Annotated in this window: 22 protein-coding genes, 1 pseudogene and 1 riboswitch; of the genes and pseudogenes, 10 read left to right on the forward strand and 13 right to left on the reverse strand. The window is 72.8% G+C overall.

The window, feature by feature from the left end; genetic code table 11:
- The first annotated feature begins 104 nt into the window (after positions 1-104).
- Genes O7597_RS07085 through O7597_RS07105 form a run of 5 tightly spaced genes read left to right on the forward strand, consistent with a single transcriptional unit; the run spans position 105 to position 7,669 of the window.
- The gene (locus O7597_RS07085; protein WP_281582288.1) at positions 105-2,276 is read left to right on the forward strand and encodes a molybdopterin oxidoreductase family protein; all 2,172 of its coding nucleotides are present in this window, start codon (positions 105-107) and stop codon (positions 2,274-2,276) included.
- Entirely contained in the window at positions 2,273-3,718 is a 1,446-nt protein-coding gene (locus O7597_RS07090; RefSeq protein WP_269738283.1) for an FAD-dependent oxidoreductase, read from the forward strand. The genes O7597_RS07085 and O7597_RS07090 overlap by 4 nt, the downstream gene beginning before the upstream one ends.
- The gene (gene nirB / locus O7597_RS07095) at positions 3,715-6,237 is read left to right on the forward strand and encodes a nitrite reductase large subunit NirB (protein WP_269738284.1); all 2,523 of its coding nucleotides are present in this window, start codon (positions 3,715-3,717) and stop codon (positions 6,235-6,237) included. Before O7597_RS07090 ends, nirB begins: the two co-directional genes overlap by 4 nt.
- Positions 6,234-6,581 (forward strand): nitrite reductase small subunit NirD, encoded by a 348-nt coding sequence (gene nirD, locus O7597_RS07100; RefSeq protein WP_164447857.1) that lies wholly within the window; start codon positions 6,234-6,236, stop codon positions 6,579-6,581. Before nirB ends, nirD begins: the two co-directional genes overlap by 4 nt.
- Positions 6,581-7,669 carry a uroporphyrinogen-III synthase gene (locus O7597_RS07105; protein ID WP_269738285.1) on the forward strand — a complete coding sequence of 363 codons (1,089 nt, stop codon included), beginning with the start codon at positions 6,581-6,583 and terminating at the stop codon, positions 7,667-7,669. Before nirD ends, O7597_RS07105 begins: the two co-directional genes overlap by 1 nt.
- A gap of 40 nt (positions 7,670-7,709) precedes the next feature.
- On the opposite strand, the gene O7597_RS07110 is transcribed toward O7597_RS07105, so the two are convergent.
- Genes O7597_RS07110 through O7597_RS07125 form a run of 4 tightly spaced genes read right to left on the reverse strand, consistent with a single transcriptional unit; the run spans position 7,710 to position 12,218 of the window.
- Positions 7,710-8,333: an ATP/GTP-binding protein gene (locus tag O7597_RS07110; protein WP_203997167.1), complete on the reverse strand. Its 624-nt coding sequence runs from the start codon at positions 8,331-8,333 to the stop codon at positions 7,710-7,712.
- Entirely contained in the window at positions 8,314-8,676 is a 363-nt protein-coding gene (locus O7597_RS07115; RefSeq protein ID WP_269738286.1) for a DUF742 domain-containing protein, read from the reverse strand. Before O7597_RS07115 ends, O7597_RS07110 begins: the two co-directional genes overlap by 20 nt.
- Before the next feature lie 42 nt (positions 8,677-8,718).
- Positions 8,719-9,126 carry a roadblock/LC7 domain-containing protein gene (locus O7597_RS07120; protein ID WP_099849649.1) on the reverse strand — a complete coding sequence of 136 codons (408 nt, stop codon included), beginning with the start codon at positions 9,124-9,126 and terminating at the stop codon, positions 8,719-8,721.
- Positions 9,123-12,218 carry a sensor histidine kinase gene (locus O7597_RS07125; protein ID WP_269738287.1) on the reverse strand — a complete coding sequence of 1,032 codons (3,096 nt, stop codon included), beginning with the start codon at positions 12,216-12,218 and terminating at the stop codon, positions 9,123-9,125. Before O7597_RS07125 ends, O7597_RS07120 begins: the two co-directional genes overlap by 4 nt.
- 444 nt (positions 12,219-12,662) lie before the next feature.
- Between O7597_RS07125 and O7597_RS07130 the strand changes: the two genes are divergently transcribed.
- Positions 12,663-13,844 carry an ABC transporter substrate-binding protein gene (locus O7597_RS07130; RefSeq protein ID WP_281582289.1) on the forward strand — a complete coding sequence of 394 codons (1,182 nt, stop codon included), beginning with the start codon at positions 12,663-12,665 and terminating at the stop codon, positions 13,842-13,844.
- 21 nt (positions 13,845-13,865) lie between these two features.
- Here O7597_RS07130 and O7597_RS07135 read toward each other — a convergent pair whose 3' ends face one another.
- Both O7597_RS07135 and O7597_RS07140 read right to left on the reverse strand, forming a co-directional pair.
- Positions 13,866-14,726 carry an ABC transporter permease gene (locus O7597_RS07135; RefSeq protein ID WP_269738289.1) on the reverse strand — a complete coding sequence of 287 codons (861 nt, stop codon included), beginning with the start codon at positions 14,724-14,726 and terminating at the stop codon, positions 13,866-13,868.
- Positions 14,727-14,824: 98 nt separating this feature from the next.
- Positions 14,825-15,850, reverse strand: a complete 1,026-nt coding sequence (locus O7597_RS07140; protein WP_281582290.1) for an ABC transporter substrate-binding protein — start codon at positions 15,848-15,850, stop codon at positions 14,825-14,827.
- A gap of 268 nt (positions 15,851-16,118) precedes the next feature.
- Here O7597_RS07140 and O7597_RS07145 point away from each other — a divergent pair, with 268 nt between their 5' ends.
- The 4 genes from O7597_RS07145 (at position 16,119) to O7597_RS07160 (ending at position 20,550) form a co-directional block, all read left to right on the forward strand.
- Positions 16,119-16,904, forward strand: coding sequence for an ABC transporter ATP-binding protein (locus O7597_RS07145; protein ID WP_281582291.1), 786 nt, complete (start codon positions 16,119-16,121; stop codon positions 16,902-16,904).
- A 2-nt stretch (positions 16,905-16,906) separates the two neighbouring features.
- Entirely contained in the window at positions 16,907-17,857 is a 951-nt protein-coding gene (locus O7597_RS07150; RefSeq protein WP_281583206.1) for an LLM class F420-dependent oxidoreductase, read from the forward strand.
- Entirely contained in the window at positions 17,854-18,183 is a 330-nt protein-coding gene (locus tag O7597_RS07155) for a cupin (RefSeq protein ID WP_269738292.1), read from the forward strand. Before O7597_RS07150 ends, O7597_RS07155 begins: the two co-directional genes overlap by 4 nt.
- 78 nt (positions 18,184-18,261) lie before the next feature.
- Positions 18,262-20,550: a hypothetical protein gene (locus tag O7597_RS07160; RefSeq protein ID WP_281582292.1), complete on the forward strand. Its 2,289-nt coding sequence runs from the start codon at positions 18,262-18,264 to the stop codon at positions 20,548-20,550.
- Positions 20,551-20,694: 144 nt separating this feature from the next.
- Here O7597_RS07160 and thiC read toward each other — a convergent pair whose 3' ends face one another.
- The 7 genes and pseudogenes from thiC to O7597_RS07195 form a co-directional block, all read right to left on the reverse strand.
- On the reverse strand, positions 20,695-22,287 hold the full coding sequence (gene thiC, locus O7597_RS07165) for a phosphomethylpyrimidine synthase ThiC (RefSeq protein WP_269738294.1): 1,593 nt from the start codon (positions 22,285-22,287) through the stop codon (positions 20,695-20,697).
- Between the two features lie 14 nt (positions 22,288-22,301).
- Entirely contained in the window at positions 22,302-23,090 is a 789-nt protein-coding gene (gene thiD, locus O7597_RS07170) for a bifunctional hydroxymethylpyrimidine kinase/phosphomethylpyrimidine kinase (protein ID WP_164447866.1), read from the reverse strand.
- 290 nt (positions 23,091-23,380) lie between these two features.
- Positions 23,381-24,040: pseudogene (locus O7597_RS07175) on the reverse strand (thiamine phosphate synthase); the annotation flags it as partial.
- A 65-nt stretch (positions 24,041-24,105) separates the two neighbouring features.
- Positions 24,106-24,891, reverse strand: coding sequence for a thiazole synthase (locus O7597_RS07180; RefSeq protein WP_281582293.1), 786 nt, complete (start codon positions 24,889-24,891; stop codon positions 24,106-24,108).
- A gap of 5 nt (positions 24,892-24,896) precedes the next feature.
- A complete protein-coding gene (gene thiS / locus O7597_RS07185) occupies positions 24,897-25,097 on the reverse strand; it encodes a sulfur carrier protein ThiS (RefSeq protein ID WP_281582294.1) in 201 nt (66 codons plus the stop codon).
- Complete coding sequence (gene thiO / locus O7597_RS07190) at positions 25,088-26,263, reverse strand: glycine oxidase ThiO (protein WP_281582295.1); 1,176 nt, start codon at positions 26,261-26,263, stop codon at positions 25,088-25,090. The genes thiS and thiO overlap by 10 nt, the downstream gene beginning before the upstream one ends.
- Complete coding sequence (locus O7597_RS07195) at positions 26,257-26,883, reverse strand: thiamine phosphate synthase (RefSeq protein WP_281582296.1); 627 nt, start codon at positions 26,881-26,883, stop codon at positions 26,257-26,259. Before O7597_RS07195 ends, thiO begins: the two co-directional genes overlap by 7 nt.
- A riboswitch (TPP riboswitch) is annotated at positions 26,878-26,987 on the reverse strand. Its footprint overlaps the gene before it by 6 nt.
- Positions 26,988-26,998 lie beyond the last annotated feature (11 nt).

Raw genomic sequence — 26,998 nt, forward strand, 5'->3', positions numbered from 1 at the left:
CTCGCGAGCCGGCTCTCAGCCGCGGTGCGGTGTGAGCGGCTCTTGACAGGACCGAAACAAACGGGACGCGGACCGGAAACTGCCCAACGGCACGCTTTGCCGACATGACAGACGGTGCACGGCCGGCGACGCGACCGGGGCGCGGGCCCCGGGAGGTGGCGACCCACTGCCCGTACTGCGCCCTCCAGTGCGGCATGGTCCTGCGCGAGGAGGACGAGGCGGTAAGCGTGCTACCTCGCCAGTTCCCCACCAACCGGGGCGGCCTCTGCCAGAAGGGCTGGACCGCGCCGGAGCTGCTCAGCCACCCGGAACGGTTGACCAGTCCCCTGCTGCGCGACCCGGCCACCGGCGAGCTGCGCCCGGCCACCTGGGAAGCCGCGCTGGACCGGATCACCACCGGCCTTCGCGACGTGCAGGAGCGGCACGGCCGCGACGCGGTCGCCGTCTTCGGCGGCGGCGGGCTCACCAACGAGAAGGCGTACGCGTTGGGCCGGTTCGCCCGGGTGGCACTGGGCACCCGCCACATCGACTACAACGGACGGTTCTGCATGTCCTCGGCCGCGGCCGCCGGCATGCGGGCCTTCGGCGTGGACCGGGGACTGCCGTTCCCGCTGTCCGACCTGGGGCGGGCCGACACCCTGCTGCTGGTCGGGGCGAACCCGGCGGAGACCATGCCGCCGCTGGTGCGCTGGCTGACCGAGCACCGGGAGCGCGGCGGCAAGCTGATCGTGATCGACCCACGGGTGACCGCCACCGCCCGGCAGGCCGACCTGCACCTGCAACCGCTGCCCGGCACCGACCTGGCGGTGGCCAACGCGCTGCTGCACATCGCCCTGACCGAGGGGTACGTCGACGGTGACTACGTCGCCACCCGCACCACCGGGTTCACCCAGGTGCGCCGCACCGTGGCGGGCTGGTGGCCGGCCCGCGCCGAAGCGCTCTCCGGGGTACCCGTGGCCGACCTGGAGGAGACCGCACGCGCCCTCGGCACCGCCGAACGGGCGATCATCCTCACCGCCCGCGGCGCCGAGCAGCACGCCAAGGGCGTGGACACCGTCACCGGCTTCGTCAACCTCGCCCTCGCGCTCGGTCTGCCCGGCCGCCCCGGCTCCGGCTACGGCTGCCTGACCGGGCAGGGCAACGGCCAGGGTGGCCGGGAGCACGGGCAGAAGGCCGATCAGCTCCCCGGGTACCGCAAGATCGACGACCTGGAGGCCCGCGCCCACGTCGCGCGGGTCTGGGGGGTGCCCGCCGACGAGCTGCCCGGGCCGGGCGTGCCGGCGTACCAGCTGCTCGACTCGCTCGGCACCGACCAGGGGCCCCGGGCGCTGCTGGTGTTCGGCTCGAACCCGGTGGTCTCCGCACCCCGGGCCGCCCGGGTCGAGGGTCGTCTGCGCGACCTGGATCTGCTGGTCGTCGCCGACTTCCTGCTCTCCGAGACGGCGGCGCTGGCTGACGTGGTGCTGCCCACCGCCCAGTGGGCCGAGGAGGACGGCACGATGACCAACCTGGAAGGGCGGGTGCTGCGCCGCCGGGCGCTCCGTCCGCCTCCGGCGGGCGTCCGCACCGACCTGGAGATCCTGGCCGCCCTCTCCGCCCGGCTGCGCGGGTCGACACCGGCTGATCGCCCGGTGCGCGAGCGGCCCACCGACTCGACGGCGGGCGGCCGACCGAGCGAGGCGGAGGCGGCGGACCCGCGCGTGGTCTTCGCCGAGCTGCGCCGAGCCTCGGCCGGCGGCATCGCCGACTACGCCGGGATCAGCTGGGACCGGATCGACGCCTCGGACGGCGTCTTCTGGCCGTGCCCCGACGACGACGGGCCCGATTCCCCCCGACTGTTCACCGAGCGCTTCGCCACTCCCGACGGGCTGGCCCGGTTCCACCCGGTGGAGCACCGGCCGGCGGCCGAGGAGGTCTGCGCCGACTATCCGCTGCACTTCACCACCGGCCGGGTGCTCGCGCAGTACCAGTCCGGCACTCAGACGCGCCGGGTAGCCGCGCTGCGGCGGGCCGCACGCGAGGCGTTCGTGGAGCTGCATCCGGATCTCGCCGAGCGGCTGGGCGTCACCGACGGCGAGCCGGTACGGGTGCTCTCGCGACGCGGCGAGTTCCAGGCACCGGCCCGGCTGAGCCCGGGCATCCGGGCGGACACCGTCTTCGCGCCGTTCCACTGGGGTGGGCCGGCCCGGGCGAACTCCGTCACCAACGACGCCGTCGACCCGGTCTCCGGGATGCCGGAGTTCAAGATCTGCGCGGTACGGGTGGAGCGGGCATGACCGGGCACAGCGAACGGGTCGTGGTGGTCGGCAACGGGATGGCCGGCGCCCGGGTGGCGGCGGAACTGCACGCCCGGGGCGAGGACCTGAAGGTGACCGTGCTCGGCGCGGAACCGCACCCCGCGTACAACCGGATCATGCTGTCCACCCTGCTCACCGGCAAGATCGGCGAGTCGGACGTGGAGTTGGCAGAGGTCGCCGGACGCGGCGTCGACCTGCGCACCGGGGTGACGGTCAACGCGATCGACCGGGCCACCGGCCAGGTACGCACCGACGACGGCGACCGGATCCCCTACGACCACCTGGTCCTCGCCACCGGCAGCCGGGCGGTGGTGCCCGCGCTGCCCGGGCTCGACCCGGAGCACCTGCCGGAACGGGTGATCCCGTTCCGCACCCTGGACGACTGCCGACGCATCCTCGCCCTCACCGGCACCGCCCGGCGCGCCCTGGTGCTCGGTGGCGGGCTGCTCGGCCTGGAGGCCGCCCGTGGGCTGGCGCTGCGCGGGCTCGACGTGGGCGTGGTGCACCGGGTGCCGTACCTGATGGACCGTCAACTCGACCCGGCCGCCGGCGCCATGCTCGCCGGCACCCTCGCCGGTCTCGGTGTGACCACCCACGTGGCGGTGGAGCCGACCGCCGTACGAGCCGACGCCGCAGGGGTACGGCTGGAGTTGTCCGACGGTCGCTCGCTCGACGCCGACCTGCTGGTACTCGCCTGCGGCGTACGCCCCGACACCGCCCTCGCCACCGCGGCCGGCCTGGCCGTGGACCGGGGGGTGCTGGTCGACGACCGGCTGCGCACCAGCGACCGGCGGATCTCCGCGATCGGCGACTGCGCGCAGCACGACGGCACGCTCACCGGCCTGGTGGCACCGGCCTGGGCACAGGCGCGGGTGGTGGCCCAGTTGGTGACCGGGCAGGACCCGCAGGCCCGGTACCGGCCGCGACCGGTGGTCACCCGGCTCAAAGCGGCCGGCATCGACCTCGCCGCGATGGGTGACCCGACGGGTGGTCCCGGCGAGGAGCTGACCTTCGCCGACCCGGCCCGAGGCACGTACGCCCGGCTGCGCATCCACGACGAACGGTTGGCCGCCGCGATCCTGCTCGGCGACAACCCCTCGGTCGGCACGGTGATCCAACTGTTCGACCGTGGTCACCCGGTGCCCACCGACCGGCGGGCGCTGCTGCTCGGCCGCGCCGTCGGCGGGGCCGTCGCGGCACCCGCCGCGTCACCGGCGCTGATGCCGGACGCGGCCACGGTCTGCCAGTGCAACACGGTGAGCAAGGGCGCCCTCGTGCGCTGCTGGCGGGACGGAGCCCGCACGGTCGACGCCGTGGTCGCGGCGACCCGGGCCGGCACCGGTTGCGGCAGCTGCCGCGACGCGGTCGCCGGCATCGTCGACTGGTTGTCCAGAACGGATCCCGTGGAGGTGGGGCGATGACCGGCGGCAACGTGGTCGTCATCGGCAACGGCATGGTCGGCCAGCGGTTCGTGGACGCGCTGCGGGCCCGCGACCCACAGGGGCTGTGGCGGGTCACGGTGCTCGCCGAGGAGAGCCGCCCGGCGTACGACCGGGTGCGGCTCTCGGCGTACTTCGACGGCGCCGACGAGCAGGACCTGAACCTGCACACCGCGCACGACGGCGTCCAGTTGCGCCTCGGCGAGCCGGCCACCGGCGTGGACCGGGACCGGCGGGTGGTCACCACGACCACCGGCGAGCACCCGTACGACGTGCTGGTGTTCGCCACCGGGTCGTACCCGTTCGTGCCGCCGGTGCCGGGGTCGGACCTGGCCGGCGTCTTCGTCTATCGCACGCTCGACGATCTCGCGGCCATCCGCCGGTACGCCAAGGACCGCCGCACCGGCGCGGTGATCGGCGGCGGGCTGCTCGGACTGGAGGCGGCGAACGCGCTGCGCCTGCTCGGGCTGACCACGAGCGTGGTGGAGTTCGCCCCACGGCTGATGCCGGTGCAGGTGGACACCGCCGGTGGCGCGATGCTCCGGCGCTACGTCGAGGACCTGGACGTGGCCTGCCACCTGGGCGTGGCGACCACCGCGCTGCGGCCGGACGCGGACGGAGCGGTGGCCGCCCTGGAACTCGCCGACGGCGCGGTGCTCGACGCCGACCTGGTGGTGGTGGCCGCCGGCATCCGGCCCCGCGACGAGCTGGCCCGGGCAGCCGGGCTCGACATCGGTCCACGCGGCGGGGTCCTGGTCGACGCCGCCTGCCGGAGCACGGACGAGCGGATCTACGCGGTCGGCGAGTGCGCGGCGGTCGACGGCACCTGCTACGGCCTGGTCGCCCCCGGTTACGCGATGGCCGAGGTGGTGGCCGACCGGCTGGTCGGTGGTGCCGCCACCTTCCCCGGTGCGGACACCGCCACCAAGCTCAAGCTGCTCGGCGTCGACGTCGCCTCGTTCGGCGACGCGCACGGTGCGACGCCCGGCTGCCTGGACGTCACCTGGACCGACCCGGCCGCTCGGGTGTACGCCAAACTCGTCCTCTCCGACGACGCGTCGACGCTGCTCGGCGGGGTGTTGGTCGGCGACGCCAGCGCGTATCCGACGCTGCGCGCCAGTGTCGGCGGGCCGCTGCCGGCCGCACCGCTGGCCCTGCTGGCCGGCGACGACGCGGTGGGCGCCACGGCGGGCACGCTGCCCGCGACCGCCCAGGTCTGCTCCTGCAACGCGGTGACCCGGGGCGACATCGACACGGCCATCGCCGACGGCTGCGCCGACGTGGCCGCCCTGAAGGCCTGCACCCGGGCCGGGACGAGCTGCGGTTCCTGCGTACCGATGCTGAAGCAGTTGCTCGACGCGGCCGGCGTGGTCCAGTCGAAGGCGCTCTGCGAGCACTTCGACGTCAGCCGGCAGGAGCTGTTCGACATCGTCCGGGTACGCGGCATCCGGACGTTCTCCCGGCTGATCGCCGAGCACGGCCGGGGGCGCGGCTGTGACATCTGCAAACCGGTCGTCGCTTCGATCCTGGCCTCGCTCGGCTCCGGCCACATCCTCGACGGCGAGCAGGCCTCGTTGCAGGACACCAACGACCACTTCCTGGCGAACCTGCAACGCGACGGCAGCTACTCGGTGGTGCCCCGGATACCGGGCGGGGAGATCACCCCGGAGAAGCTGATCGTCATCGGCGAGGTGGCCCGCGACTTCAACCTCTACACGAAGATCACCGGTGGGCAGCGGATCGACCTGTTCGGCGCCCGGGTCGACCAGCTACCGCAGATCTGGCGCCGACTGGTGGACGCCGGGTTCGAGTCCGGGCACGCGTACGGCAAGGCGCTGCGCACGGTGAAGTCCTGCGTCGGCTCCACCTGGTGCCGCTACGGCGTGCAGGACTCGGTCGGCCTGGCCGTCGCCCTGGAGCTGCGCTACCGGGGCCTCCGCGCCCCGCACAAGATCAAATCTGCGGTCTCCGGCTGCGCGCGGGAATGCGCCGAGGCCCGCAGCAAGGACTTCGGTGTGATCGCCACGGAAACCGGTTGGAACCTCTACGTCGGCGGCAACGGTGGCTTCCGGCCCCGGCACGCCGACCTGTTCGCCACCGACCTGTCCACCGAAACGCTCGTCACGCTGATCGACAGGTTCCTGATGTACTACATCCGCACCGCCGACCGGCTGCAACGCACCGCCGCCTGGATCGAGGCGATGGACGGCGGCCTGGACCACCTCCGGGCGGTGATCGTGGACGACTCGCTCGGTCTCTGCGCCGAGCTCGACGCCGCGATGGCCCGGCACGTGCGGTCCTACTCGGACGAGTGGCGCGACGTGCTGGCCGACGCGGACCGGCTGCGCCGGTTCACCTCCTTCGTCAACGCGCCGGAGGTGCCCGACCCGTCGATCACCTTCGTCACCGAACGCGGACAACCGGTACCCGTCGGTGGGCATCCGTCCGGCGCGCAGGGCCGTCAACCGGTCGCGCTCGGCCTGCCGGAGGTGCGCCGATGACCGCCGCGACGGCACTGGGCTGGGTCACCGTCTGCCCGCTGGATCGCCTGGACCGGGACCGGGGCGTCGCCGCCCTGGTCGCCGGGGTGCAGGTGGCGATCTTCCGGACCGCGGACGGGCTGTACGCGATCGACAACCTCGACCCGGTCTCCGGGGCGTACGTGCTCTCCCGCGGCATCGTGGGCAGTCGGGGCGAGGTACCGACGGTCGCGTCGCCGCTGCACAAGCAGGTGTACGACCTGCGCACGGGGGATTGTCTCGACCTGCCGGGCGTTTCGGTCGCTCGGCACCAGATCCGTTGCCACAACGGCATGGTCGAGGTGCGGCTGCGACAGGAGGGCTGATGCGCGAGGAACTGGCCGGCTTCACCATCGGGGTGACCGCCGACCGGCGGCGAGACGAACTCGCCGCGCTGCTCCAACGGCGGGGCGCCCGGGTGGTGCTCGCCCCCGCCCTGCGGATCGTGCCGCTCGCGGACGACACCGAGCTGCGCGAGGCCACCCGTGCCTGCCTGGAACGGCCGCCCGACATTCTGATGGCCAACACCGGCATCGGGATGCGCGGCTGGCTGGAGGCCGCCGAGGGCTGGGGGCTCGCGGAGCCGCTGCGCGGGATCCTCGGTGACGCGTACGTGGTGGCCCGGGGCCCGAAGGCCCGCGGGGCGATCCGGGCGGCCGGTCTGTACGACCAGTGGTCACCGGCCTCGGAGAGCTGCGACGAGGTGGTCGATCACCTACGTCGACGGGGGGTGTCCGGTCAGGTGATCGCCATGCAGCTGCACGGCGAGCGGCAACCGGAGTGCACCCGCGCACTGGAGGAGGCCGGCGCCACGGTGATCGAGATTCCGGTCTACCGCTGGGCCCCACCGACCGATCCGGCGCCGCTGCACCGGCTGGTCGACCTGGTGGCGGGGCGGCTGGTCGACGCGGTCACCTTCACCTCGGCACCGGCGGTGGAGGCGCTGCTGCGTGCCTCCGGCGATCGCACCGAGGCGGTGCTGGACGCGCTGCGTACGGACGTGCTGGCCAGCTGCGTCGGACAGGTCACCGCCGAGCCGCTGGTCCGGCGCGGGGTGCCGGTGAGCGCGCCGAGCCGGGCCCGGCTCGGCGCGCTGGTCCGCACCATCGTCGACGAACTGCCCCGCCGTACGGTGACCATCAAGGTCGCCGGGCATCTGCTCACCCTGCGCGGTCACGCGGCGGTGGTCGACGGCGAGTTGCGACCGTTGGCCCCGGCGCCGATGGCGGTGCTGCGGGCGCTGGCGCAGACGCCGGGCCGGGTGCTGTCGCGTACCGCCCTGCTGCGGACGCTGCCGCGCGGGGCCGACGAGCACGCGGTGGAGATGGCGGTGGCCCGGCTGCGGGCCGGCCTGAAGGCGCCGCGGGTCGTGCAGACGGTGGTCAAGCGGGGCTACCGCCTGCGCGTCGACTGAGCCCGCCGGCCCGGCCGCGACCGGGCCGGCGGGTCACCGCCTATCCGACCGGGGTCGGGAAGCCGCGGTCGTGCTCGGCCTGCAGCCGCGCCATGGCGTGCTCGACGACGGTCACCAGGACCCGTTTGACCGACTCGCGCTGCCGGGCGTCGGTCATCACCAACGGCACGTCCGGCGAGATGGCCAACGCCTCGCGCACCTCGTCCAGCTCGTACTGGGGTGCGCCGTCGAACCGGTTGAGCGCGACCACGTACGGCAGGTTGCGGTTCTCGAAGTAGTCGAGCGGGGCGAACGCGTCGGTGATCCGGCGGGTGTCCACCAGCACCGCGGCGCCCACCGCACCTCGGATGATCTCGTCCCACATGAACCAGAACCGGGTCTGCCCAGGCGTGCCGAAGAGGTACAGGATCAGATCCTGCGCCATGGTGATCCGGCCGAAGTCCATGGCGACCGTGGTGGTCTCCTTGCCCGGCACCTTGGACGGGTCGTCGATGCCGACGCCGGCCGAGGTCATCACCGCCTCGGTGGTCAGCGGTGTGATCTCGGAGATCGCACCGACCAGCGTGGTCTTGCCGACACCGAAGCCACCCGCGACGACGATCTTCGCGGAGATGATTCCCCGGCTCTGGCGGGCCCCGGCGGGGTCATAGCTCGCGAAGTCCACTCAGCACCCTTCCCAGCATTTCCATCCGCTCCTCGAAACCTGTGGCGGGAGCGGCCGTCTGTAGCGTCAGCAGGCCCTCGGCCACCATGTCGGCGACCAGCACCCGGGCGACACCCAGCGGTAGCCGGGTGTACGCGGCGATCTCCGCCAGCGACTCGGGCCGGCCCTCGCAGACCGTGGCGATGCGATGCTTGTCGTGCCCGGCGAACCGTGATTCGGCGATCTGCGTGGGGCTGGCCACCAGCACCGCCTCCAGGGCGATGTCCTGCAACGGCTCGGTCCTGCCCCGGGTGACCGCGTACGGCCGCACCAGCGCACCCCGTGGGTCACGCTGCCGATCCATCCGCGATCACCTCCTCCGCCTTCCGCCGGTCCGGCGCACCGGTTACGACCGCACCGCGTCCCGGGGCAGCGGCACCAGCGCCGCACCGACCCGTTCCACGAGCAGTGCCATCTCGTAGCCCACCTGGCCGACGTCGCAGCTACGCGCCGCGAGCACCGCCATCGACGACCCGTCACTGATGGACATCAGGAACAGGTAGCCACTGTCCATTTCGATAACTGTCTGCAGGACCCCGCCGGCGCTGAACATCCGGGCGGCACCCTCGGTCAGGCTCACCACGCCGGAGGTGATCGCGGCGAGCTGATCCGCCCGATCCGTCGGCAGGTCCCGGGAGGAGGCGAGCAACAGCCCGTCCGCGGACACCGCCACGACGTGGGCGATGCCGGCCACGCTGTCGGCGAAGTTGCTGAGCAGCCAACCCATGTCCTGTATGGCCGCTGGCCTGTTCATCGGCTCGTCTCCTTGATCGAGGTGCTGTTCTGACTCGCTCCAGCCGTCCGACCACGCTGGACACCACGGTGGTACGCCGACAGCAGACCGCGTACCTCGTCGGGGGTCCGGCGGCCGTGCTCACGCCCGCGCGGCTCGATGCCGCCGGGCACGAGTTGTGCCTGGGGCACCCGCTTGGGCAGCCCCGACCGGGTCGTGCCGGCGGGGGTGGGCTCGGCCGCCCGGCTGGCCCGTGACCAGCCCTCGTCGGCCGCCGTCCGCCAGGCGTCGTCCTCCGGCTGGCCGGTTTCGGGCTGCCGGGCGGGCGGCGGTGGCGCGGACGGCGGTGGTGGCGCGGGCGAGGTCGGCGGCGCGCTCGGCGCCGGACCAGCCGTGCTGGCGGACGAGGAAGTGTACGACGGTGGCGGCGCGGGTGTCGCGGCGGCGGCCGCACCCGGCGTGCGGGTGGGCAACGGACTCCGTCCCCTGGTCGGCTCGACAGCGGGCGCCGGTGGGCTGGCGACCGCCTGCGGGGCCGGTTCGTCGAACTGCGGCCGGCTGAAGATCGTGGTGACGTCGTTGCCGTGCGAGCGGAACCAGACCGCCTCCATCTCGCGGAAGATCGGCGAATCGGAGGACTGCTCGGGTGGCACGGTGATCGGGCGCGTCGGGGGTGGTGCGGTCGCGGCCAGGCTGGCACCGAGCCCACGGAACCCGGAGCCGTCGGCATCGCCGCCACCGGCGTGCTGACCGGCGGCCGGAGCGAATCCCGCCGACGCGGTGCCGCCCGCACCCGCGACCGGTCCCACCGGTAGGCCGGGATCGGCGTGCTGGCCGTGGTTGCCGGCGCCCCGGTGCGACAGCGGGTCGAGGGTGGGCTGCGCAACCGTCGGTGAACCCGCGTTGAACCCGTTGAAGGCCGGCGGCGGTGTACGGGTCGGCGGCGGGTCGGCGGGGGCCGACTCCGTTCCCGGCCAGGGCGTGCCGGTGCCCGTACCGTTGTGCCACCGGTCGACCAGGGTCGCGGTGGTGCCGCGGCCGGTGACGCCGGCCGGATCGCCGCGGCCGACCGAGGCGAGCGGGTTCTGCTCGACCGCGAGCGGCTGCCGGGGTCGGGTGATCGCCTGGTCGCGACCGCGCAGGCTGGGCAGCACCACGGTGGCGGCGGGCAGGGTGACCTGTGCGACGGTGCCGCCCTCGACGTTGCGACGCAGCTCGACCCGGATGCCGTAGCGGGCCGCGAGCCGGCTCACCACCGCCAGACCCATCAGGCGGAACGCCGCGACGTCGACCGCGGAGGGCGCGGCGAGCCGGCGGTTGAGCGAGTCCAACTGCTCGTCGGTGAGGCCGAGACCACGGTCCTCGATCTGGATGAGCACGTAGTCCCGAATGCGCCGTCCGTCGGCCACCACGGTGGTGTTGGGCGGCGAGAAACGGGTGGCGTTGTCGAGCAGCTCGGCCACCAGCCGCACCACGTCGTTCACCGCGTGGGCCGCCACGGACACGTCGGTGTCGACGGTGCCGAACTCGATCCGGTTGTAGAGCTCCACCTCGGACTGCGCGGCCCGCAGCACGTCCACGAGCAGGGCGTCGTCGCGGCGCGGCACGGCCGAGTCGGCCCCGGCCAGCACGAGCAGGTTCTCGTCGTTGCGGCGCATCCGGGTGGCGAGGTGGTCGAGTTCGAACAGCTGCGCGAGCCGCTTCGGGTCCTCCTCACCGCGCTCGATCGCGTCCAGCTCGCCGATCATACGGTCGACCAGGGTCTGACTGCGTCGGGCCAGGTTGAGGAACATCGCCGAGACACTGGTCCGCAGGGCCGCCTGTTCGGCCGCGACCCGGACCGCCTCCCGGTGCACGACGTTGAAGGCCAGGGCGACCTGCCCCACCTCGTCGCGGTTGTTGAGCTGTATCGGGTCACGTACCTCGCGAACGATCTCGTCGACGCTGCCGTCGCTGACGTTGCCCATTCCCTGCAGCCGCCGCACCGCCTCCGGCAGGTCGTGGTTGGCCACCGAGAGCGCGCCCTCCCGCAGCCGGCGCAGGGAGTGGTTGAGCGAGCGGGCCAGCACCACGGCCAGGGTCACCGCGATGATCAGGGTGAGCAGCACCAGGGTGGTCTCGACGACAGCCTGCCGGATGACGTCCGAGCGGGCCTGCTCGGCCTGGGCCAGCAGGCGGTTCTCCAGCTCGATCTCGGCCCACCGCATCAGCTCGTTCACCGCGCCGATCGCCGCCGTGGCCTCCTGGGCGGTGAACGGCGCACGCTGGTTGACCGACCGGCTGAGGTCGGTGGCGATCCGGTCGGCCAGCACCACCGCGTCACCGGAGACGGTGCTCTCGACCAGGGCACGCTGTACCGGGTCGGCGGCGAGCGAGAAGGCCACCAGCGCCTCCTGCTGCCCGGTGAGAGTGGCCACGAAGGTGGAGAACTGCTCGTTGTCCAGCCGGCCGGCACTGAGTGCCGTGAAGGCGACCGCCTCCTCCTCGGCGACGGCCGCCTTGGCCCGGGCGAAGGCGGCGACCGCCCGCCGGGTGTCACCGACCTCCTCGCCGCCGGGCAACTGGGCCAGCCCGTCGCCGTAGGCGACCAGGTCGTCGAGGACCACGCCGTAGCGCAGCACCGCCTCGGCGACCTCCATCTGCTGGCGGGCGAGCACCTCCTGCCGGGTGCCGTCGAGGGTGTCCAGGTGCGCGTCGATGGCCGCGAGCCGGTCGCGGATCGCCGCCGGCGCGTCGCCCACCCGGGCCCGCTCCGCGCGGTACTCGTCGATCCGCTGCTGGGTCTCGCGGACCCGCAGGTTGTACGCGTCGGCCCGCTGTTGCGGTGCGGCGAGGTAGGCCGCCGCCGCCATCCGTTCGGCGTGCAGGTCGTTCGCCAGCGCGGAGACGTCGATGGACAGCGCCGTGAGGGCGCGGGACTGGCTCGCGTCGTAGGCGCCTTCCCCGACGGAGACCAGTCGGACCGTGGCCAGTGCGATGACCGCCGCCACCGGAACCACCAGGATCAGCGCCAGCTTGGACCGGATCCGGGCGTCGCGCAGCCGGGGCAGCCGACCGCCGCTGCGCTGCGCGGCGTCACCACTGGCGGGCAGGGTCGTCGGTCCGGTGCTCACGACATCGCCTCCGTCGTTTTCTTCCCGCCAGAACCGCCGACCCGGGGGCCGAGCGACAGCCGGCGCCACGCGCGGCACGGCCGCGATTTCATCAGACGAGATCGTGTTTGGGAAGCCGCAGGAGGGCAGGAAACGGTCGGACGGCACGCAACCCGTGATCCGGTCAACTAATACCTACATTTCCACAGCACCCTGAACAGGGCATGTAACTCCAGAGTGGCCACGCGTGTCGCCACAGTGAGCATTTGAAAACATTTGGTTACACCAGCATGTGGGATCGGTGTCCCGAAACGCCTTCGCTGACCCGCTTGACCGCAGCGCCCGGCATTGGCAAGGTTTTGCAGGCTTCGCGCACACGGTACGGCAGAGCCGTCTCATTATCCACAGAGGACGGATGAGCCGCCGGTGACCGGGCCCCGCCCGTGCCGCATCAGGAGGACCCAGTTGACCCCGATCCGCTCCGCGACCGCCACGGCGCTCGTGTCGACCCTGCTCGCCACCACCCTCGTCGGCTGCCAGTTCGGCGGGGAGGAGCAGGACACGAGCCCGATCGTGATCGCCGCCGACCTGGAACTCTCCGGTGCCTCGGCCGGTGTCGGCGAGGCGTACCGGCAGGCCCTGGAACTGAAGCGCGATCAGTTGAACGCCTCGGGCGCACTCAACGGCCGTACGGTCGAACTATTGTTCAAGGACAACCGCTCCGACGCCAGTGAGTCACTGCGCAACATCGTCGACTTCAGCAACGACAAACGGGTCACCGCCATCATCATGGGCGGCTGCAACGAATGCGCCCTCGGTGCGGTGCGCACGGTCAATGAGAACCAGATCCCGACCGTGGCACTCGCGGCGGCCGGTGCCGTGGTGAACCCGGTCGCGGACCGCCGCTACATGTTCAAACTGGCCCCGAACGCCGACGACAACGCCGCGGCCCTCACCGTCGAACTGCGCCGCCGCAACATCGACACGGTCGGCCTCCTGCGCAGCGACGACGCCTACGGCCAGGAGGGTGCCGCCGCACTGCGCCGCGAGTTCGACAAGGTCGACATCCGGGTGCTGGCCGAGGCGTCCGTCCGCGGCACCGACACGGAACTGGACGGGCAGGCCGGCCGGCTGACCGGCGCCGATCCCGACGCCCTGGTCATCTGGACCCCACCGGAGCAGGCGATGCTCGCCGCCAGCGCGGTCGATCGGGCCGGCTACACCGGCGCCCTGTTCCTCGACGCCTCGGCCGCCGGCGACCTCTTCCTCGGCGAGGCCGCCCGGTCGGCCGAACGGGCCACCCTGGTCTTCACCCAGACGATGGTGATCGACGACGTGATCGCCACCACCCCCGCGAAGGCCGCCCGCCGTCAGTGGTTCCAGGACTACACCGCCCGGTACGGCGGCTACCACGGCTCTGCCTCGTTCGCCGCGGACGCCATCCAGCTCATCGCCGACGCGGAGCTGCGGGCCGGCGGCCCCGCCGGCGAGGTCGACCGGAAACGCCTCCGCGACGTGCTGGAGACGTCCCAGCTGGACGGCCTGTCCGGTCCGATCCGGATGACGCCGGACAACCACTCCGGGCTGATGCCGCAGGCGCTGACCACCCTGATCGCCCGCAACGGGCGGTGGCGGCTGGCCGGCTGATCTCCTGAGTGGCTGGTGTGGTCAGCGGCTGGAGGTGGTCTCCCGCAGCCAGGGCAGGCTGCGCCGCTCGATGAGCACCAGCGCGGCGTAGAGCACGATGCTGACCAGGGCGACCAGGATGATCGCGGCCCACGCGGTAGCGGTGTCGCCGATGCCGGCGTACTGCTGGATGACGTAACCGAGACCACCCTCGCCGGCCTGGAACTCGCCGATCACGGCACCGATCGCGGCGAGCGGCATGGCGACCTTGAGGCCCACGAAGATCTGCGGGAGCGCGGCGGGAAAGCGGACCTTGCGGAACGCCTGCCAACGGGAGGCGTTCCAGGACCGCACCAGTTCGGCGAGTTCGGCCGGCGTGGTGGTCAGCCCGGTGGCGGTGGACAGCACGATCGGGAAGAAGCAGAGCAGGAAGACCATGGTGAGGATCGGCTTCTGACCCCAGCCGAGCGCCACCACCAGCAGCGGCCCCAGGGTGATCTTGGGCACGGCGTTGACCGCGACCAGCAGCGGGGTGAACATCCGCTCGACCGTCCGGGAGGCCGCCAGCGCCAGGCCGATCAGCACCCCGGCCACCGCGGAGAGGGCGAAGCCGAGCAGGATCTCGCCGGTGGTGGCGACGGTGTGCTCCAACAGTCGGGCCGGCCGAGCGGAGAACGCCGTGAGCACGTCACCGGGTGGCGGCAGGGCGGCCGGGTGGATCAGCTCCAGCCGGGCCACCAGCCACCAGCCACCGAGTGCGAACAGCAACCCGGCGACCGGTAGCAGCGCGGCCATGGTGCCCGAGCGCAGGTCTCCCGCTCGCCACCGTCGGCCACCCGGTGCGGCCGGGGACTGCTCAGCCGCGAGCGTCGCCTCCGGCTGCCGTGGACGGACGTCGGTCATCGGATCCTCCTGCGTTCGGCGCATCGTCACGGGCGGGGAGCGGAGTACGCCGCACCGACGAACGCGGTGCGGCGTACTCCGTGCGGTACCGAGCGGCCTCAGGCCTTCGGTGCCAGGTTGAAGTCGATGATCTGGTCGGGGGTGAGGTCCGACTTGAGGGCGCCGGCGCCACGCAGGATCGCGATGCTCTTGGCGACCCGGCCGCTGTCCAGCGTGCCCAGTGCGGTGCCGGAGTTGCTGGAACGGACGTAGCCGGCCATCAACTGCAGCTCGGCGGCCGCCGCGGCGGGCACGACCGCCTCGGCGTTCTTGGCCAGGATCTCGGCCGCCTCCTGCGGGTTCGCCAGGGCGTACTCCAGGCCCTTGAGCAGCGCCTCGGTGAACTTCTTGACCTGCTCGGGCTTCTCGGTGGCGTACTGCTTGGAGGTGATCAGCACGTTGCCGTAGAGGTCCTGCATCACGTTGCTGTACGGCAGCATGACGGCCTCCTTCTTGGTCACCGCCTCGATGGTCGGCTGACCGACCACGAACTGCCCGATGCCGTCGACCGAACCGGAGGCCAGCGTGCCCATCAGGGTCTGCGCCTCGCCGTTGACCCACTTCACCTTGGTGTAGTCGATGCCGGCCATCCGGGCGTAGGTCGGGAACAGGTTGCGGACCACCGAACCGGGGGTGTCGGCGAGAGTCTTGCCCTCCAGGTCCTTCGGGGTGGTGATGCCCGTGCCGTCCACGGTGGCGATGGCCGCCATGGTGCGCTGCTGGATCGCGGCCACCGCGACGAAGTCCTTGGCGTCACCGTTGCCGAGCTGGAGGAGTCCACCGGTCAGGTCGATCGGGCCGAAGTGCGCCTGACCGCCGACGACCGTCTGGATCACGGAGCCGGTGCCCTGCCCCGGCTTGATCTCGACTTCGAAGCCGGCGTCCTTGAAGTAGCCCTTCTCCTTGGCCACCCAGGCGTAGGCGTCGCGCCCGAAGTTGCCGAACGAGGTGAGGTACGTCACCTGCTCCAGGGACGAGCCGACGTCGTTGCCGTCCGCGTCGTCCGAGCCGCTGCTGCACGCGGAGACCAGGGCGAGCGCGGTGGCCATCGTGGCCGCGGCGACCGTACGGGTCAGCCTTCTCATCAGTGCACCTTGTCCTTTCCAACCGGGGCCTCGGGGCCGCCGGAAGGGAGTTGTCGGGGCGGCACCGGCAGCCGGATGGAAGCCGACACCGCGTATCGAGGGGGACTCTCGCGGGCACAGCGTACGAGAACCCCACCTTTGCGACGCCAGGCGTACCGGGTTGCGGAACGGATACAAAGTGATGTCCACCCCGGACGGTGCGATACGGAACGCAGGCCGATAGCCTTTGCCCGTTCCTGACTTTCCACTCAGGGGAGGCCCGTCGGCGATGATCCGACTCTCCGAGGTGTCGCGCACCTTCGACGGCCGCGCCGGCCGGGTCGAGGCGTTGCGCGGCATCGACCTCGACGTCGCCGAGGGTGAGTTCGTCGCGGTACTCGGCCGCTCCGGGTGCGGCAAGTCCACGCTGCTGCGGCTGATCTCGGGCCTGATCCCGGTCACCTCCGGCGAGGTCACCGTCGCCGGCAAGCCGGTCACCGGACCGCGCCGGGACATCGCCATGCTGTTCCAGCGGCCGGCCCTGCTGCCGTGGCGCAGCGTGTTGGACAACGTCCTGCTGCCGGTGGAGATCTTCGGCTGGAAGCGGGCCGCCCACCGGGACCGGGCGCGGGACCTGCTCGAGGTGGCCGGGTTGTCCGGCTTCGAGAAGCGGCTGCCGCACGAGCTGTCCGGTGGCATGCAGCAACGGGTCGCGCTGTGCCGGTCGCTGATCGGCGACCCCCGGGTGATGTTGATGGACGAACCCTTCTCCGCGCTCGACGCGCTCACCCGTGAGGAACTCGCCGGCGAACTTCAGCGGGTGCACATGCGCAACGGCGCGACCGTCGTCTTCGTCACCCACTCCATCGACGAGGCGGTGCTGCTCGCCGACCGGGTGGTGGTGCTGAGCCCACGCCCCGGCCGGGTCCGCAAGGTCGTCGAGGTGACCATTCCGCGCCCGCGCACCCTGGGCCGCAACGCCCATCTCGCCGACGTCGCCCGGGTCAGTGCCGACCTGCACGAACTGCTGATGGAACGCGAACAGCCGGCGGGAGCCGGTACGGAGGGACGATGAACATGCGGGTGGCTGTCTTCACGGAACCGCACCGGGGCGCCACCTACGACGACCAGCTCCGCTTCGCCCGCCTCGCCGAGGAGGGTGGCTTCGACGCCTTCCTCCGCGCCGACCACTACCAGGCCATGGGCGACGAACCGGCCCTGCCCGGTCCGACCGACGCCTGGCTGACCCTGGCGGCGCTCGCCCGGGAAACCAGCCGAATCCGGCTGGGCACCCTGGTCACCTCGGCGACGTTCCGGCTGCCCGGTCCACTCGCGGTGATGGTGGCTCAGGTCGACCAGATGAGCGGCGGTCGGGTCGAGCTGGGCATCGGCGCCGGCTGGTACGCCCGGGAGCACATCTCGTACGGCATCCCGTTCCCCGGCACCAGTGAACGATTCGACCGGCTCGCGGAACAGCTCGAAGTGATCACCGGGCTGTGGCGCACCCCGTCCGGCGAAACGTTCAGCTACGTCGGGGACCACTACCGGCTCACCGATTCGCCGGCCCTGCCCAAGCCGGTGCAGAGCCCGGGCCCTCCGGTGATCGTCGGGGGGCGCGGTCCCAAGCGCACCCCCGAGCTCGCCGCCCGCTACGCCGACGAGTTCAACGTCCCCTTCACCAGCGTCGAACAGGCCCGCGAGGCGTACGAGCGGGTCCAGGAGGCCAGTCTGCGGGTCGACCGCGCCGGCAGCGGGCGCCGGCCGTTGACGCTCTCCGCCGGCATCGTGGTGGCGATCGGGCGTACCGACAGCGAGGCCCGACGGCGAGCGGCGCCGCTGCACGTCAAGAGCGCCCTCCCGCCGGAGGATCCGGTGGTCGGCTCACCGCGGCAGCTGGTCGACCGGATCGGCGAGTTCGCCGCGATCGGCACCACCCGGGTGCATCTACGCCTGATCGACCTCACCGACCTGGACCACCTGGAGCTGATCGCCGCCGAGGTGCTCCCCCACCTGGACGGAACCCGATGACCGAGCTGCCACCCGACGTTCCCACGCCCGACTCCGAAGCCGGGCTCGGCCCGGTGGGCCAGGAGATCGTCTTCGACAACGACCGGGTGAGGGTCTGGCACATCCGGCTGGAGCCCGGTGAGCGCCAGCCGCTGCACCGGCACGACCTTCCCTATCTGGTGGTGGCCGTCCAGGGCGCGAAGAACGTCGTGCAGACGGTCGACGGTGTCAAGATCGACGCTGACGAGCCGACCGGCGGGGTGGTCTATCGCGATCCGGGTGCGGTGCACATGCTCACCAACGTCGGCGACACGACATACCTGGCCCGGCTGGTCGAGCTCAAGTAGACCCGCCGCGAGCAGGTCGTACGTCCGTACACGGCGTGCCGGTGGCGATCGGTGGCGACGGACCGTAACGTGCCGGTCATGGCCCATCGGACATCGAGCCGACTACTGTTCACCGCGTTCGGCGTCAGCCTGCTTGCCGGCGCCGGTCAGCTCGGCCTCGCCTTCGGCTTCGGCATCGTCCGGCTCACCGGAAGCTTCACCGGCGCGAGCATCAACCAGTGGCCGGCCCAGCTCGTCTGGGCCGGCTGGTTCGCCACGAACGCCGCCGTGATCGGCGCCGTGCTCACCGAGCGGCTGGCCCGCCATGGTGGGCAGCTCACCGGCACCCCCCGACAACTGGCCGTCGCGGGCAGCGCCGCCCTGGGTGCCACGGTCGTGGCGCCGCTGTGCATGCAGCCGGCCCGCAACGCGGAACTCGTCTCGGTCGACCCGGTATGGGCCGTGGCCATCTGCGCCGGCCTCGGCGCGGTGGTCGGCGCCGGTGCCGCGCTGGCTGTCCTGGTCCGACCGCCGCTCGCCTGGAACATGGCAGCGGTGGCCGCGACGGTCTGGTTCCTCGCGTTACTGTCCGTGATTCCGTCGTTGGGGGCGAGCGGACCGCTGACCCCGGTACGCCTCGGCGTGCTGGAGCCGGCCTGGCTCGCCGCCGGCACCGCGCAGCAACTGGCGCTGCTGATCCTTCCACTGGTGACCCTGCTGGCCGGCGCGGTGACCGCGACGGTGGCCCGATGGCGTGGCCATCCCCCACTGGTCAGCGGGCCCAGTGGGGTCGCCGGACCGGTGCTGGTGGCCTTCGCCTACCTGGCCGCCGGTCCGGGCGACACGAGCGACCGGTACCAGTTGACCCCTTACTACGCCGCGCTGATCGCGGTGGTGGTCGGCGCGCTCGGCTCGGCCGCCGCAGCCCTGCTGCCCTGGCCGGCCACCAGCGGGCTCGCCCACCGGACCGCCGCACCCACCGGTGGGACCGCCATCGAACCGACCGCCATCCTGCAACCGTTGCCGACGACCCCCGCGCTGCCCGGGTCGGCCGTCGACCACCACGACCCGGCGGCCGGCCCGGCACGCCCGGTCGTGGTGGTCGACGGCGGCACCGAGGCCCACCGGCCCACCGGTGCACCCCACTCCGACGGCGCGCCCCGGGGCGTCGTCACGTCGGACGGCTCACCGCCGCACTGGCACTGGCCGATCGCGCACACCGAGCCGTCCGCCGTCACGACCACGCCGACCGCCGCCGGTGCGGTGGGACGCCACCCGGCCGCCGGCACCGCACCGACGACAGCCGAGCCGACGACAGCCGAGCCGACGACCGGCGACAGCGGGCAGCCGCCCGACGGCGGGCCCTCCGCCGACAGCGCACGCACCGACCGCACCGGCCCGGCTGATGCCGGTGTCCCGCGTGCCGGTGACGCCGCTGGCCGAGCCGACGCCGCCGGGCGAGCAGGCGACGCCGCAAGCCGAACCGACGCTGCCGAGCGAGCAGGCGGAGCCGCGCGGCGAACCGCAGCCGGCGAGCCAACACAGAGCGGCAAGCCAACACAGAGCGGCAAGCCAGCACAGAGCGACGCGCCAGCACAGAGCGACGAGCCTGCACAGCGCGGCGAGCCGGTGGGTGAGACCGCCGGGTCGGTGTTGGACGGGCAGCCGGTGGCGGAGAGCGACGGACAGCCCGGAGCGTCGACTGAGCCGGCGCCGGTGGGCGACGGCAGCGACCTGCCCCAGGCGGCACCCAGCACCGTCGAGGCGGAGGCACCGGTCGCTTCCCGTGGTAGGACCCCGACGCCCCGCACCCCCACGCCCCGGGCACCGGCCCCGTCGGTGGCCCCGGCCCCCGCGACGACGCAGGCCGCGCCGATCGCCGAGCCAACGCCAACGCCAACGCCAACGCCAACGCCAACGCCAACGGATGATGCCGGCGGTCGATCGGCGGCGGAGGCGCCGCCCGAGGCGCCGACGCGATCACGGCAGCGGTTCGGCTCGCCCGACCTCACCCGGGCCACGGTCGGGCCCGAGGTGCCGTCGACTCCGGGCGGCCCGGCGCTCCCCGACACCCCGGAGGTCTCCATCGAGCCGGCGGCCACCGCCCGTGACCTCACGGCCGCCTTCACGAAGCCGCCCGCCGTCCGGGCCGAGGACGTCCAGCCGGACGGCGAAGCGGAAAAGGGCCGACGTGGACTGTTCCGACGCGGCAGGTCCCGGTCCGCGGAGCATGCCGCGACCGGGCAGGACGAACCGCTGCCGGCTCAGGACGAGGAGTACGTCGACTGGGTCGCCGGGCTCAGCCGACCGCTCGACGACGACGAGGCGACCCCACCGAAGGGCCCACGTCGCTCCCTGCGGTCGACGGGTCGGCACCACCGACGCTGAGAGCGCGCCGGTCACACCGTCCACAGCGTCCGGATTCAGCGTCGGTAACCGCAAGGGGCGGTTGAAGGGCGGCGCCTCATGTCCGGGTGACATGGTTACGTCACACCGGACATGAGGCACTCAGGGCTTACCCGTCCCGACCGGTCAGGCCAGCGGCAGGTAGACCCGTCCGCCGGAGGCGACGAACTCGTCGGACTTGTCCTGCATGCCGCGGGCGGCGTACTCCTTCAGGTCCTGTGTGATCTTCATGGAGCAGAACTTCGGCCCGCACATCGAGCAGAAGTGCGCCGTCTTCGCCGGCTCGGCGGGCAGCGTCGCGTCGTGGTACGACCGCGCGGTCTCCGGGTCCAGCGAGAGGTTGAACTGGTCCTCCCAGCGGAACTCGAACCGCGCCTTCGACAGCGCGTCGTCCCAGGCCTGCGCCCCCGGATGTCCCTTCGCCAGGTCGGCCGCGTGCGCCGCGATCTTGTACGCGATCACCCCGGCCTTCACGTCGTCCCGGTCGGGCAGTCCGAGGTGCTCCTTGGGCGTGACGTAACAGAGCATCGCGGTGCCGAACATGCCGATCATCGCGGCTCCGATGGCCGAGGTGATGTGGTCGTACGCGGGCGCGATGTCGGTGGTCAGCGGACCGAGCGTGTAGAACGGCGCCTGGTGGCACCACTCCTGCTGAAGGTCGACGTTCTCCTTGATCTTGTGCATCGGCACGTGACCGGGCCCCTCGATCATCACCTGCACGTCGTACTCCCAGGCGACCCTCGTCAGCTCGCCGAGGGTACGCAGCTCCGCGAACTGTGCCTCGTCGTTGGCGTCCGCGATCGAGCCGGGTCGCAGACCGTCACCGAGAGAGAAGGTCACGTCGTAGCGGGCCAGGATCTCGCACAGCTCCCGGAAGTTGGTGTAGAGGAAGTTCTCCTCGTGATGCGCCAGGCACCAGGCCGCCATGATCGAACCGCCTCGTGACACGATGCCGGTCACCCGGTCCACCGCCAACGGCACGTACGGCAGCAGCACACCGGCGTGCACCGTCATGTAGTCCACGCCCTGCTCGGCCTGCTCGATGACGGTGTCCCGGAACACCTCCCAGCTCAGCTTCACCGGATCACCGCCGACCTTCTCCAGCGCCTGGTAGATCGGCACGGTGCCGATCGGCACCGGGGAGTTGCGCACGATCGCCTCGCGGGTCTCGTGGATCCGCTTGCCGGTGGACAGGTCCATCACGGTGTCCGCGCCCCACCGGGTGGCCCAGGTGAGCTTCTCCACCTCCTCGGCCACCGACGAGGTCACCGCCGAGGTGCCGATGTTCGCGTTGACCTTGACCAGGAACGCCTTGCCGATGATCGCCGGCTCGCATTCCGGGTGGTTGATGTTGAGCGGCAGCACGGCCCGGCCGGCCGCGATCTCGTCCCGGACGAACTCCGGTGCCATCCCCTCCCGGATCGCCACGAACTCCATCTCCGGCGTGACCACACCGGCGCGGGCGTACGCGAGCTGCGTCGGCCGCCTGCCGTCCGCGCCGGCCAGTGGGGTTCCGCCACCGCGTACCGGCGCCACGTCGGCCCGCTCGGCGATCCACGGTCCCCGCAACGGTGCCAGCCCGACCTCCGGATCAGCGCCCGGACCGGAGGTGTCGTAGAGCCGTACCGGTGGGTTGTCCCCGGTCAGCTCCACCTCCGCGAACGGCACCCGGATGTCCGGCCGTGATCCCTCGACGTACACCTTGCGACGTGTCTGCATGACAGCCTCCCTGTTCAGGCGGACCAGCCGAAGTGGTCCATCGGCCCACGGCCCGCGCCCAGCTCCCAGTCCCGCGCGCCGGTCAGCGCCCGGGTCACGTACTCCTTGGCGGCCTCGACCGCCGCCGGCACCGGATCGCCCAGCGCGAGCCGCACCGTCACGGCCGCCGAGAACGAGCAACCGGTGCCGTGGGTGTGCCGGGTCGGCACCCGCGGGGCACGCAGCACCGTCGTCCCCTCCGGGCCGTGCAGCACGTCCACCGCCTCCGCACCGGCGTCCACGTCGCCGCCGGTGACGATCACCCATTCCGGTCCACCGGCAGCCAGGGCCCGCGCCGCCGCGGTCATCTCCGCCACGTCGGTCACCGCCGTCCCGGTGAGCGCGGCGGCCTCCGCGCTGTTCGGTGTGGCCACCCGGGCGTACGGCAGCAACCGCTCCACCGCCTCCACCACGCCGAGCCGGTGCCCGCTGGTGGCCACCAGGACCGGGTCGACGACCAGCTGCGGTAGCCGACCGGCCGCCGCCGCGTCGGCGATCGCGGCCGCCACGGCCGGGGTGCCCAGCATCCCGGTCTTGACCGCCCGCACCGCGAAGTCCGACAGCACACTGTCGAGCTGGTCGGTGACCAGGTGTGGGGGCAGCGGCAGCACCGCGTCCACGCCCCGGGTGTTCTGCGCGGTGACCGCCGTCAGCACACTCGTGCCGTACGCGCCGAGCGCGGCGAAGACCTTCAGGTCGGCCTGGATGCCGGCGCCGCCACCGGAGTCGGAACCGGCGACGGTGAGGACGGTGGTTGGGGTCACGGCAGTTCCTCTTGGTCTGGGGTTGTCTGGTGGTTGCGGTTGAGGGCTGCGGCCGACCGTGCCCACTCCGGGCGGTCAGGCTTGATCCCTGCGTGGGCACGGTCGGCCGCAGCCCCGTCGTGGTCATTCCCCGCCAGAACGTGCCGGGTTGGGGGGCTCGGGGTCGTCTGGGCCTGGTGAGCGGGGGGCTCCTGATCCGTCGTGGACGACCCCGCCCGGACGCGCCGATCTGGAGCGTGCGGGGTGGTCGTGGCGTGGCAGGCGGCGGTAAGGGCGGCGGCGGTCTGTTGTGGGTCGTGGGCGCGCATGATGGCGCCGAGGACGGCCACACCGCAGGCGCCGGCCTGGACGCAGGCGTGTACCTGGGCGGGGGTCTCGATGCCGCCGAGGGCCAGGGCGGGCACGGGGCTCCGCCGGATCAGCTCGGCCAGCCCTTCGGAACGCAGGGGTGGGCCGTAGCCCGGCTTGGTCCGGGTGGGAAAGACCGGCGAGAGGGTGACGTAGTCCTCGGTGGTGAGCCGACGCAGTTCCGCGACGTCGTGACAGGAGCGGCCGACCAGGTCGGCGGGGGGCGGTGGGTACGGGCCGGCCGCCGGCAGGTGCAGCGCGACCGGCGACAGGCCGGCTCCGGTGGCGCCGGCCCGGATGCCGGGACAAGCATCGGTGCTGTCGGCACCGGGTGTGTCGGCGGTGACGCCGAGCGCATCGCGATCGGGATCGCCGTGGTCGGTCAGCGGGTCGGGGCCGGAGACGATCAGGGTTCCGCCCGCCTCGGTCAGGATCGACCGCAGCTCGGCGGCGAGGGCCAGGCGCTCGACGCGCGGCAGCTCCTTCTCCCGTAGCACCACCCACCGCACTCCCCCGGCCACGGCCGCCGCCACCACCTCCACCAGCGGCCTCCGCGCCACCCGCCGATCCGTGAGCAGCACGACCCCCGACGGCATTTGGATCTTGGTGCGAACCGGCCCTCGGAGGGGCGCCCCCGGGCCAAGATCCACGAGATCAGTCAGCGCGGTCACAGGTCGGGGCGGCCTTCGTCGGGGGTGGAGGCGAGGGCGTGGAAGCGGCGGGGGATGCGGCCGGCGCCACGGGCGAGGTGGCCGGCGGCGATCGCGTACCGCATCGCGGTGGCCATCGCCACCGGGTCGGCGGCCCGGGTCACCGCGCTGGCCAACAGCACCCCGTCGCAGCCCAGCTCCATGGCCAGCGCCGCGTCGGAGGCGGTGCCGATGCCCGCGTCCAGGATCACCGGCACGGCGACGTCCTGCCGGATGAGCCGGATGTGGTGCGGATTGTTGATCCCCAGGCCGGATCCGATCGGCGCACCGGCCGGCATCACCGCCGCGCAGCCGACGTCGGCCAGCCGCCGCGCCAGCACCGGATCGTCGGAGGTGTACGGCAGCACGGTGAACCCGTCGTCGACCAGTTCCTCGGCGGCGCGCAGCAGCTCCACCCCGTCGGGCAGCAGCGTCCGCTCGTCGCCGATCACCTCCAGCTTGACCCAGTCGGTCTCGAACGCGTCCCGGGCCAGCCGGGCCACCTTCACCGCCTCGCCCGCCGTGTAGCAGCCGGCCGTGTTGGGCAGCAGCCGTACGCCACACCGGTCGAGCAGGTCCAGCAGACCGCCGGAACCGCCGGGCACCGTCTCCACCCGACGCAACGCCAGGGTGACCAGCTCGGTGCCGGACGCCCGGATCGCCTGTTCCAGTACGTGCAGGTTGGCCGCCCCGCCGGTGCCGAGGATCAGCCGGGAGGTGAACCGCACCCCGCCCAGTTCGAAGCCGGTCGACTCGTCGTCCATCCGGTTCACCCGCCCTGGGCGGCGCTGAGCACCTCGACCCGGTCACCGCCGCACAGCACCGTCGCCGGCCAGCCGGTACGCGGCACCACCTCGCCGTTGACCGCCACCGCCACCCCGCGCTGCTGGCCGGTGACGTCGCGGACCAGGTCGGCCACCGTCAACCCGTCCGGCAGGCTGCGGCCGGCTCCGTTCACCGTCAGTTCCACGAGTCGTCCTCCGTCGGATGCGAAAAGGTGCTCGCCGCGCCCACGACGCCCGACGGGTCGGCGAACCGGTCCGGTCGGAAGGGCGCGAGCAGGGTGTGCGGGCTGCCGTCGCCGGTGATCAAGTCGGTGATCAGGTCCGCGGTGACCGGGGTGAGCACGATTCCGTGCCGGTGGTGACCGCCGGCCACCAGCACGTCCGGGTGGCCCGGCATCGGCCCCAGGATCGGGGCGTTGTCCGGCGTGCCGGGGCGCAGCCCCGCCAGCGTCTCCACCAGGTCGTACTCGGCGATCTCGGGCAGCAGGTCGACGGCGGCCCGCAGCAGCCGCAGCACCGCTCCGGCGCAGATGCCCAGGTCGGAGCGCTCCTCGACGGTCGCGCCGACGACCACCTCGCCGCTGTCCCGGGGCACCAGGTAGACATGCTCACCGTCGGCGTACCCCCGGATCACGTGCCGGAAGCCTGGCGGCCCGCCGTCCGGCGCACGCAACCGCAGCACCTGTCCCTTCACCGGACGGACCGGCAGGCCGGTCAGGGCCGCGACGCCGCAGCCGGCGGCGACCACCGTCACGCCGGCCGTGACGTCGGACAGCCGCCGCACCGGCGCGGCTACCAGCACCGCGCCCGCCCGTTCCGCCGCCAGCCGCAGCGCCGGCACCAGCCGGCGCGGGTCGACCTGGTGGTCGGTGGCGGCGAGTGCGCCGCCGCGCACCCGGGGTGCCAGCGCCGGCTCGCGCTCGCGCAGCTGCGACGGGCGCAGCGGCGTCACCGGCAACCCCAGCCCCTGTTGGTACGCCCAGAGCCGACGTGCCTCGGCGAGGTCGTCGGCGGTCAGCCCGACCATCAGGGTGCCCTCGGTCCGGTAGCCGATGTCGGTGCCGGTCGCCTCGGTCAGTTCGGCGGCGAACCCGGGCCAGCGGCCGGCCGACTCGGTCAGCAGGGCGGTCAGCTCCCGCTCACCGAAGTACGCCTCGGCGACCGGTGCCAGCATGCCGGCGGCCACGTGCGAGGCACCCGACCCGGGTGCCGGATCGTGCACGACCACCCGAAGCCCGCGCGCCGCGCACCGCCAGGCGACCGCCCACCCGATCGGCCCGCCACCCACGACGGCCACATCGGGCCGGCGCGGCGGCACCGGACCGGTGGTGGCGGGTCGCCCGGTCAACACGTCAGCGCCCGGACCAGCTCGGCGGCGGCGCGGGCGGGATCGCTGGCTCCGGAGAGCGCACCCACCACCGCCACCCCGTACACGCCGGCGGCCCGTAACTCGGGCACGTCCGCCGCCGTCACCCCGCCGATGGCGATCACCGGCACGTCGACCGCCTCGACCACCGCCCGGACACCGGTCACACCGATCGGCGGCGGCAGCCCCTCCTTGGTGGCGGTGACGCGGCACGGGCCCACGCCCAGATAGCTGGCTCCGGCGGTGACCGCCGCAAGCGCGCTCGCCGGTTCCCGGGCGGTGGCACCCAGCACCGCGGTCGGGCCGAGCACCTTCCGGGCCGCCGCCACGGGCAGATCGTCGGCGCCGACGTGACCACCGGCGGCGTCGGTCCCCAGGGCCACGTGCAGCCGGTCGTTGACCAGGCAGGGCACCTGGTACGGCGCGCAGCGGGCGAGCACCTGCCGGGTCAGCTCGTACGCCTGCCGGTCGGTCGCGGTGTCCTCGACCCGGACCTGCACCACCAGTTCGGTGTGGGCCACCGGTAGCACGGCACGAAGCACGGCGAGCGGATCCCGCCCGGGTCGGGTGTCGGTGATCAGATGCAGTCGTCCCAGGGACGGCACGGCAACACTCCTCCCTGCGCCGGCATTACCCGGATCAGGTTCGACGGTCGGGGGCTCTCAGCCCCCCTCTCAGCCCGGTACACCGGGCTCCCGTGGGTTCGTTGGGTGTCACCGT

The sequence above is a fragment of the Verrucosispora sp. WMMC514 genome, from assembly GCF_027497295.1.
Classification (GTDB): domain Bacteria; phylum Actinomycetota; class Actinomycetes; order Mycobacteriales; family Micromonosporaceae; genus Micromonospora; species Micromonospora palythoicola.

What these genes read in the sequence shown, in the direction of transcription:
- O7597_RS07140 (WP_281582290.1), bottom strand. Translation starts at nt 15,850, where the DNA reads ATGAGAAGGCTGACCCGTACGGTCGCCGCGGCCACGATGGCCACCGCG.
- nirB (WP_269738284.1), top strand. Translation starts at nt 3,715, where the DNA reads ATGACCGGCGGCAACGTGGTCGTCATCGGCAACGGCATGGTCGGCCAG.
- O7597_RS07115 (WP_269738286.1), bottom strand. Translation starts at nt 8,676, where the DNA reads ATGGATCGGCAGCGTGACCCACGGGGTGCGCTGGTGCGGCCGTACGCG.
- O7597_RS07145 (WP_281582291.1), top strand. Translation starts at nt 16,119, where the DNA reads ATGATCCGACTCTCCGAGGTGTCGCGCACCTTCGACGGCCGCGCCGGC.
- O7597_RS07155 (WP_269738292.1), top strand. Translation starts at nt 17,854, where the DNA reads ATGACCGAGCTGCCACCCGACGTTCCCACGCCCGACTCCGAAGCCGGG.
- O7597_RS07135 (WP_269738289.1), bottom strand. Translation starts at nt 14,726, where the DNA reads ATGACCGACGTCCGTCCACGGCAGCCGGAGGCGACGCTCGCGGCTGAG.
- O7597_RS07105 (WP_269738285.1), top strand. Translation starts at nt 6,581, where the DNA reads ATGCGCGAGGAACTGGCCGGCTTCACCATCGGGGTGACCGCCGACCGG.
- thiC (WP_269738294.1), bottom strand. Translation starts at nt 22,287, where the DNA reads ATGCAGACACGTCGCAAGGTGTACGTCGAGGGATCACGGCCGGACATC.
- O7597_RS07180 (WP_281582293.1), bottom strand. Translation starts at nt 24,891, where the DNA reads ATGGACGACGAGTCGACCGGCTTCGAACTGGGCGGGGTGCGGTTCACC.
- O7597_RS07160 (WP_281582292.1), top strand. Translation starts at nt 18,262, where the DNA reads ATGGCCCATCGGACATCGAGCCGACTACTGTTCACCGCGTTCGGCGTC.
- nirD (WP_164447857.1), top strand. Translation starts at nt 6,234, where the DNA reads ATGACCGCCGCGACGGCACTGGGCTGGGTCACCGTCTGCCCGCTGGAT.
- O7597_RS07090 (WP_269738283.1), top strand. Translation starts at nt 2,273, where the DNA reads ATGACCGGGCACAGCGAACGGGTCGTGGTGGTCGGCAACGGGATGGCC.
- O7597_RS07150 (WP_281583206.1), top strand. Translation starts at nt 16,907, where the DNA reads ATGCGGGTGGCTGTCTTCACGGAACCGCACCGGGGCGCCACCTACGAC.
- O7597_RS07120 (WP_099849649.1), bottom strand. Translation starts at nt 9,126, where the DNA reads ATGAACAGGCCAGCGGCCATACAGGACATGGGTTGGCTGCTCAGCAAC.
- O7597_RS07085 (WP_281582288.1), top strand. Translation starts at nt 105, where the DNA reads ATGACAGACGGTGCACGGCCGGCGACGCGACCGGGGCGCGGGCCCCGG.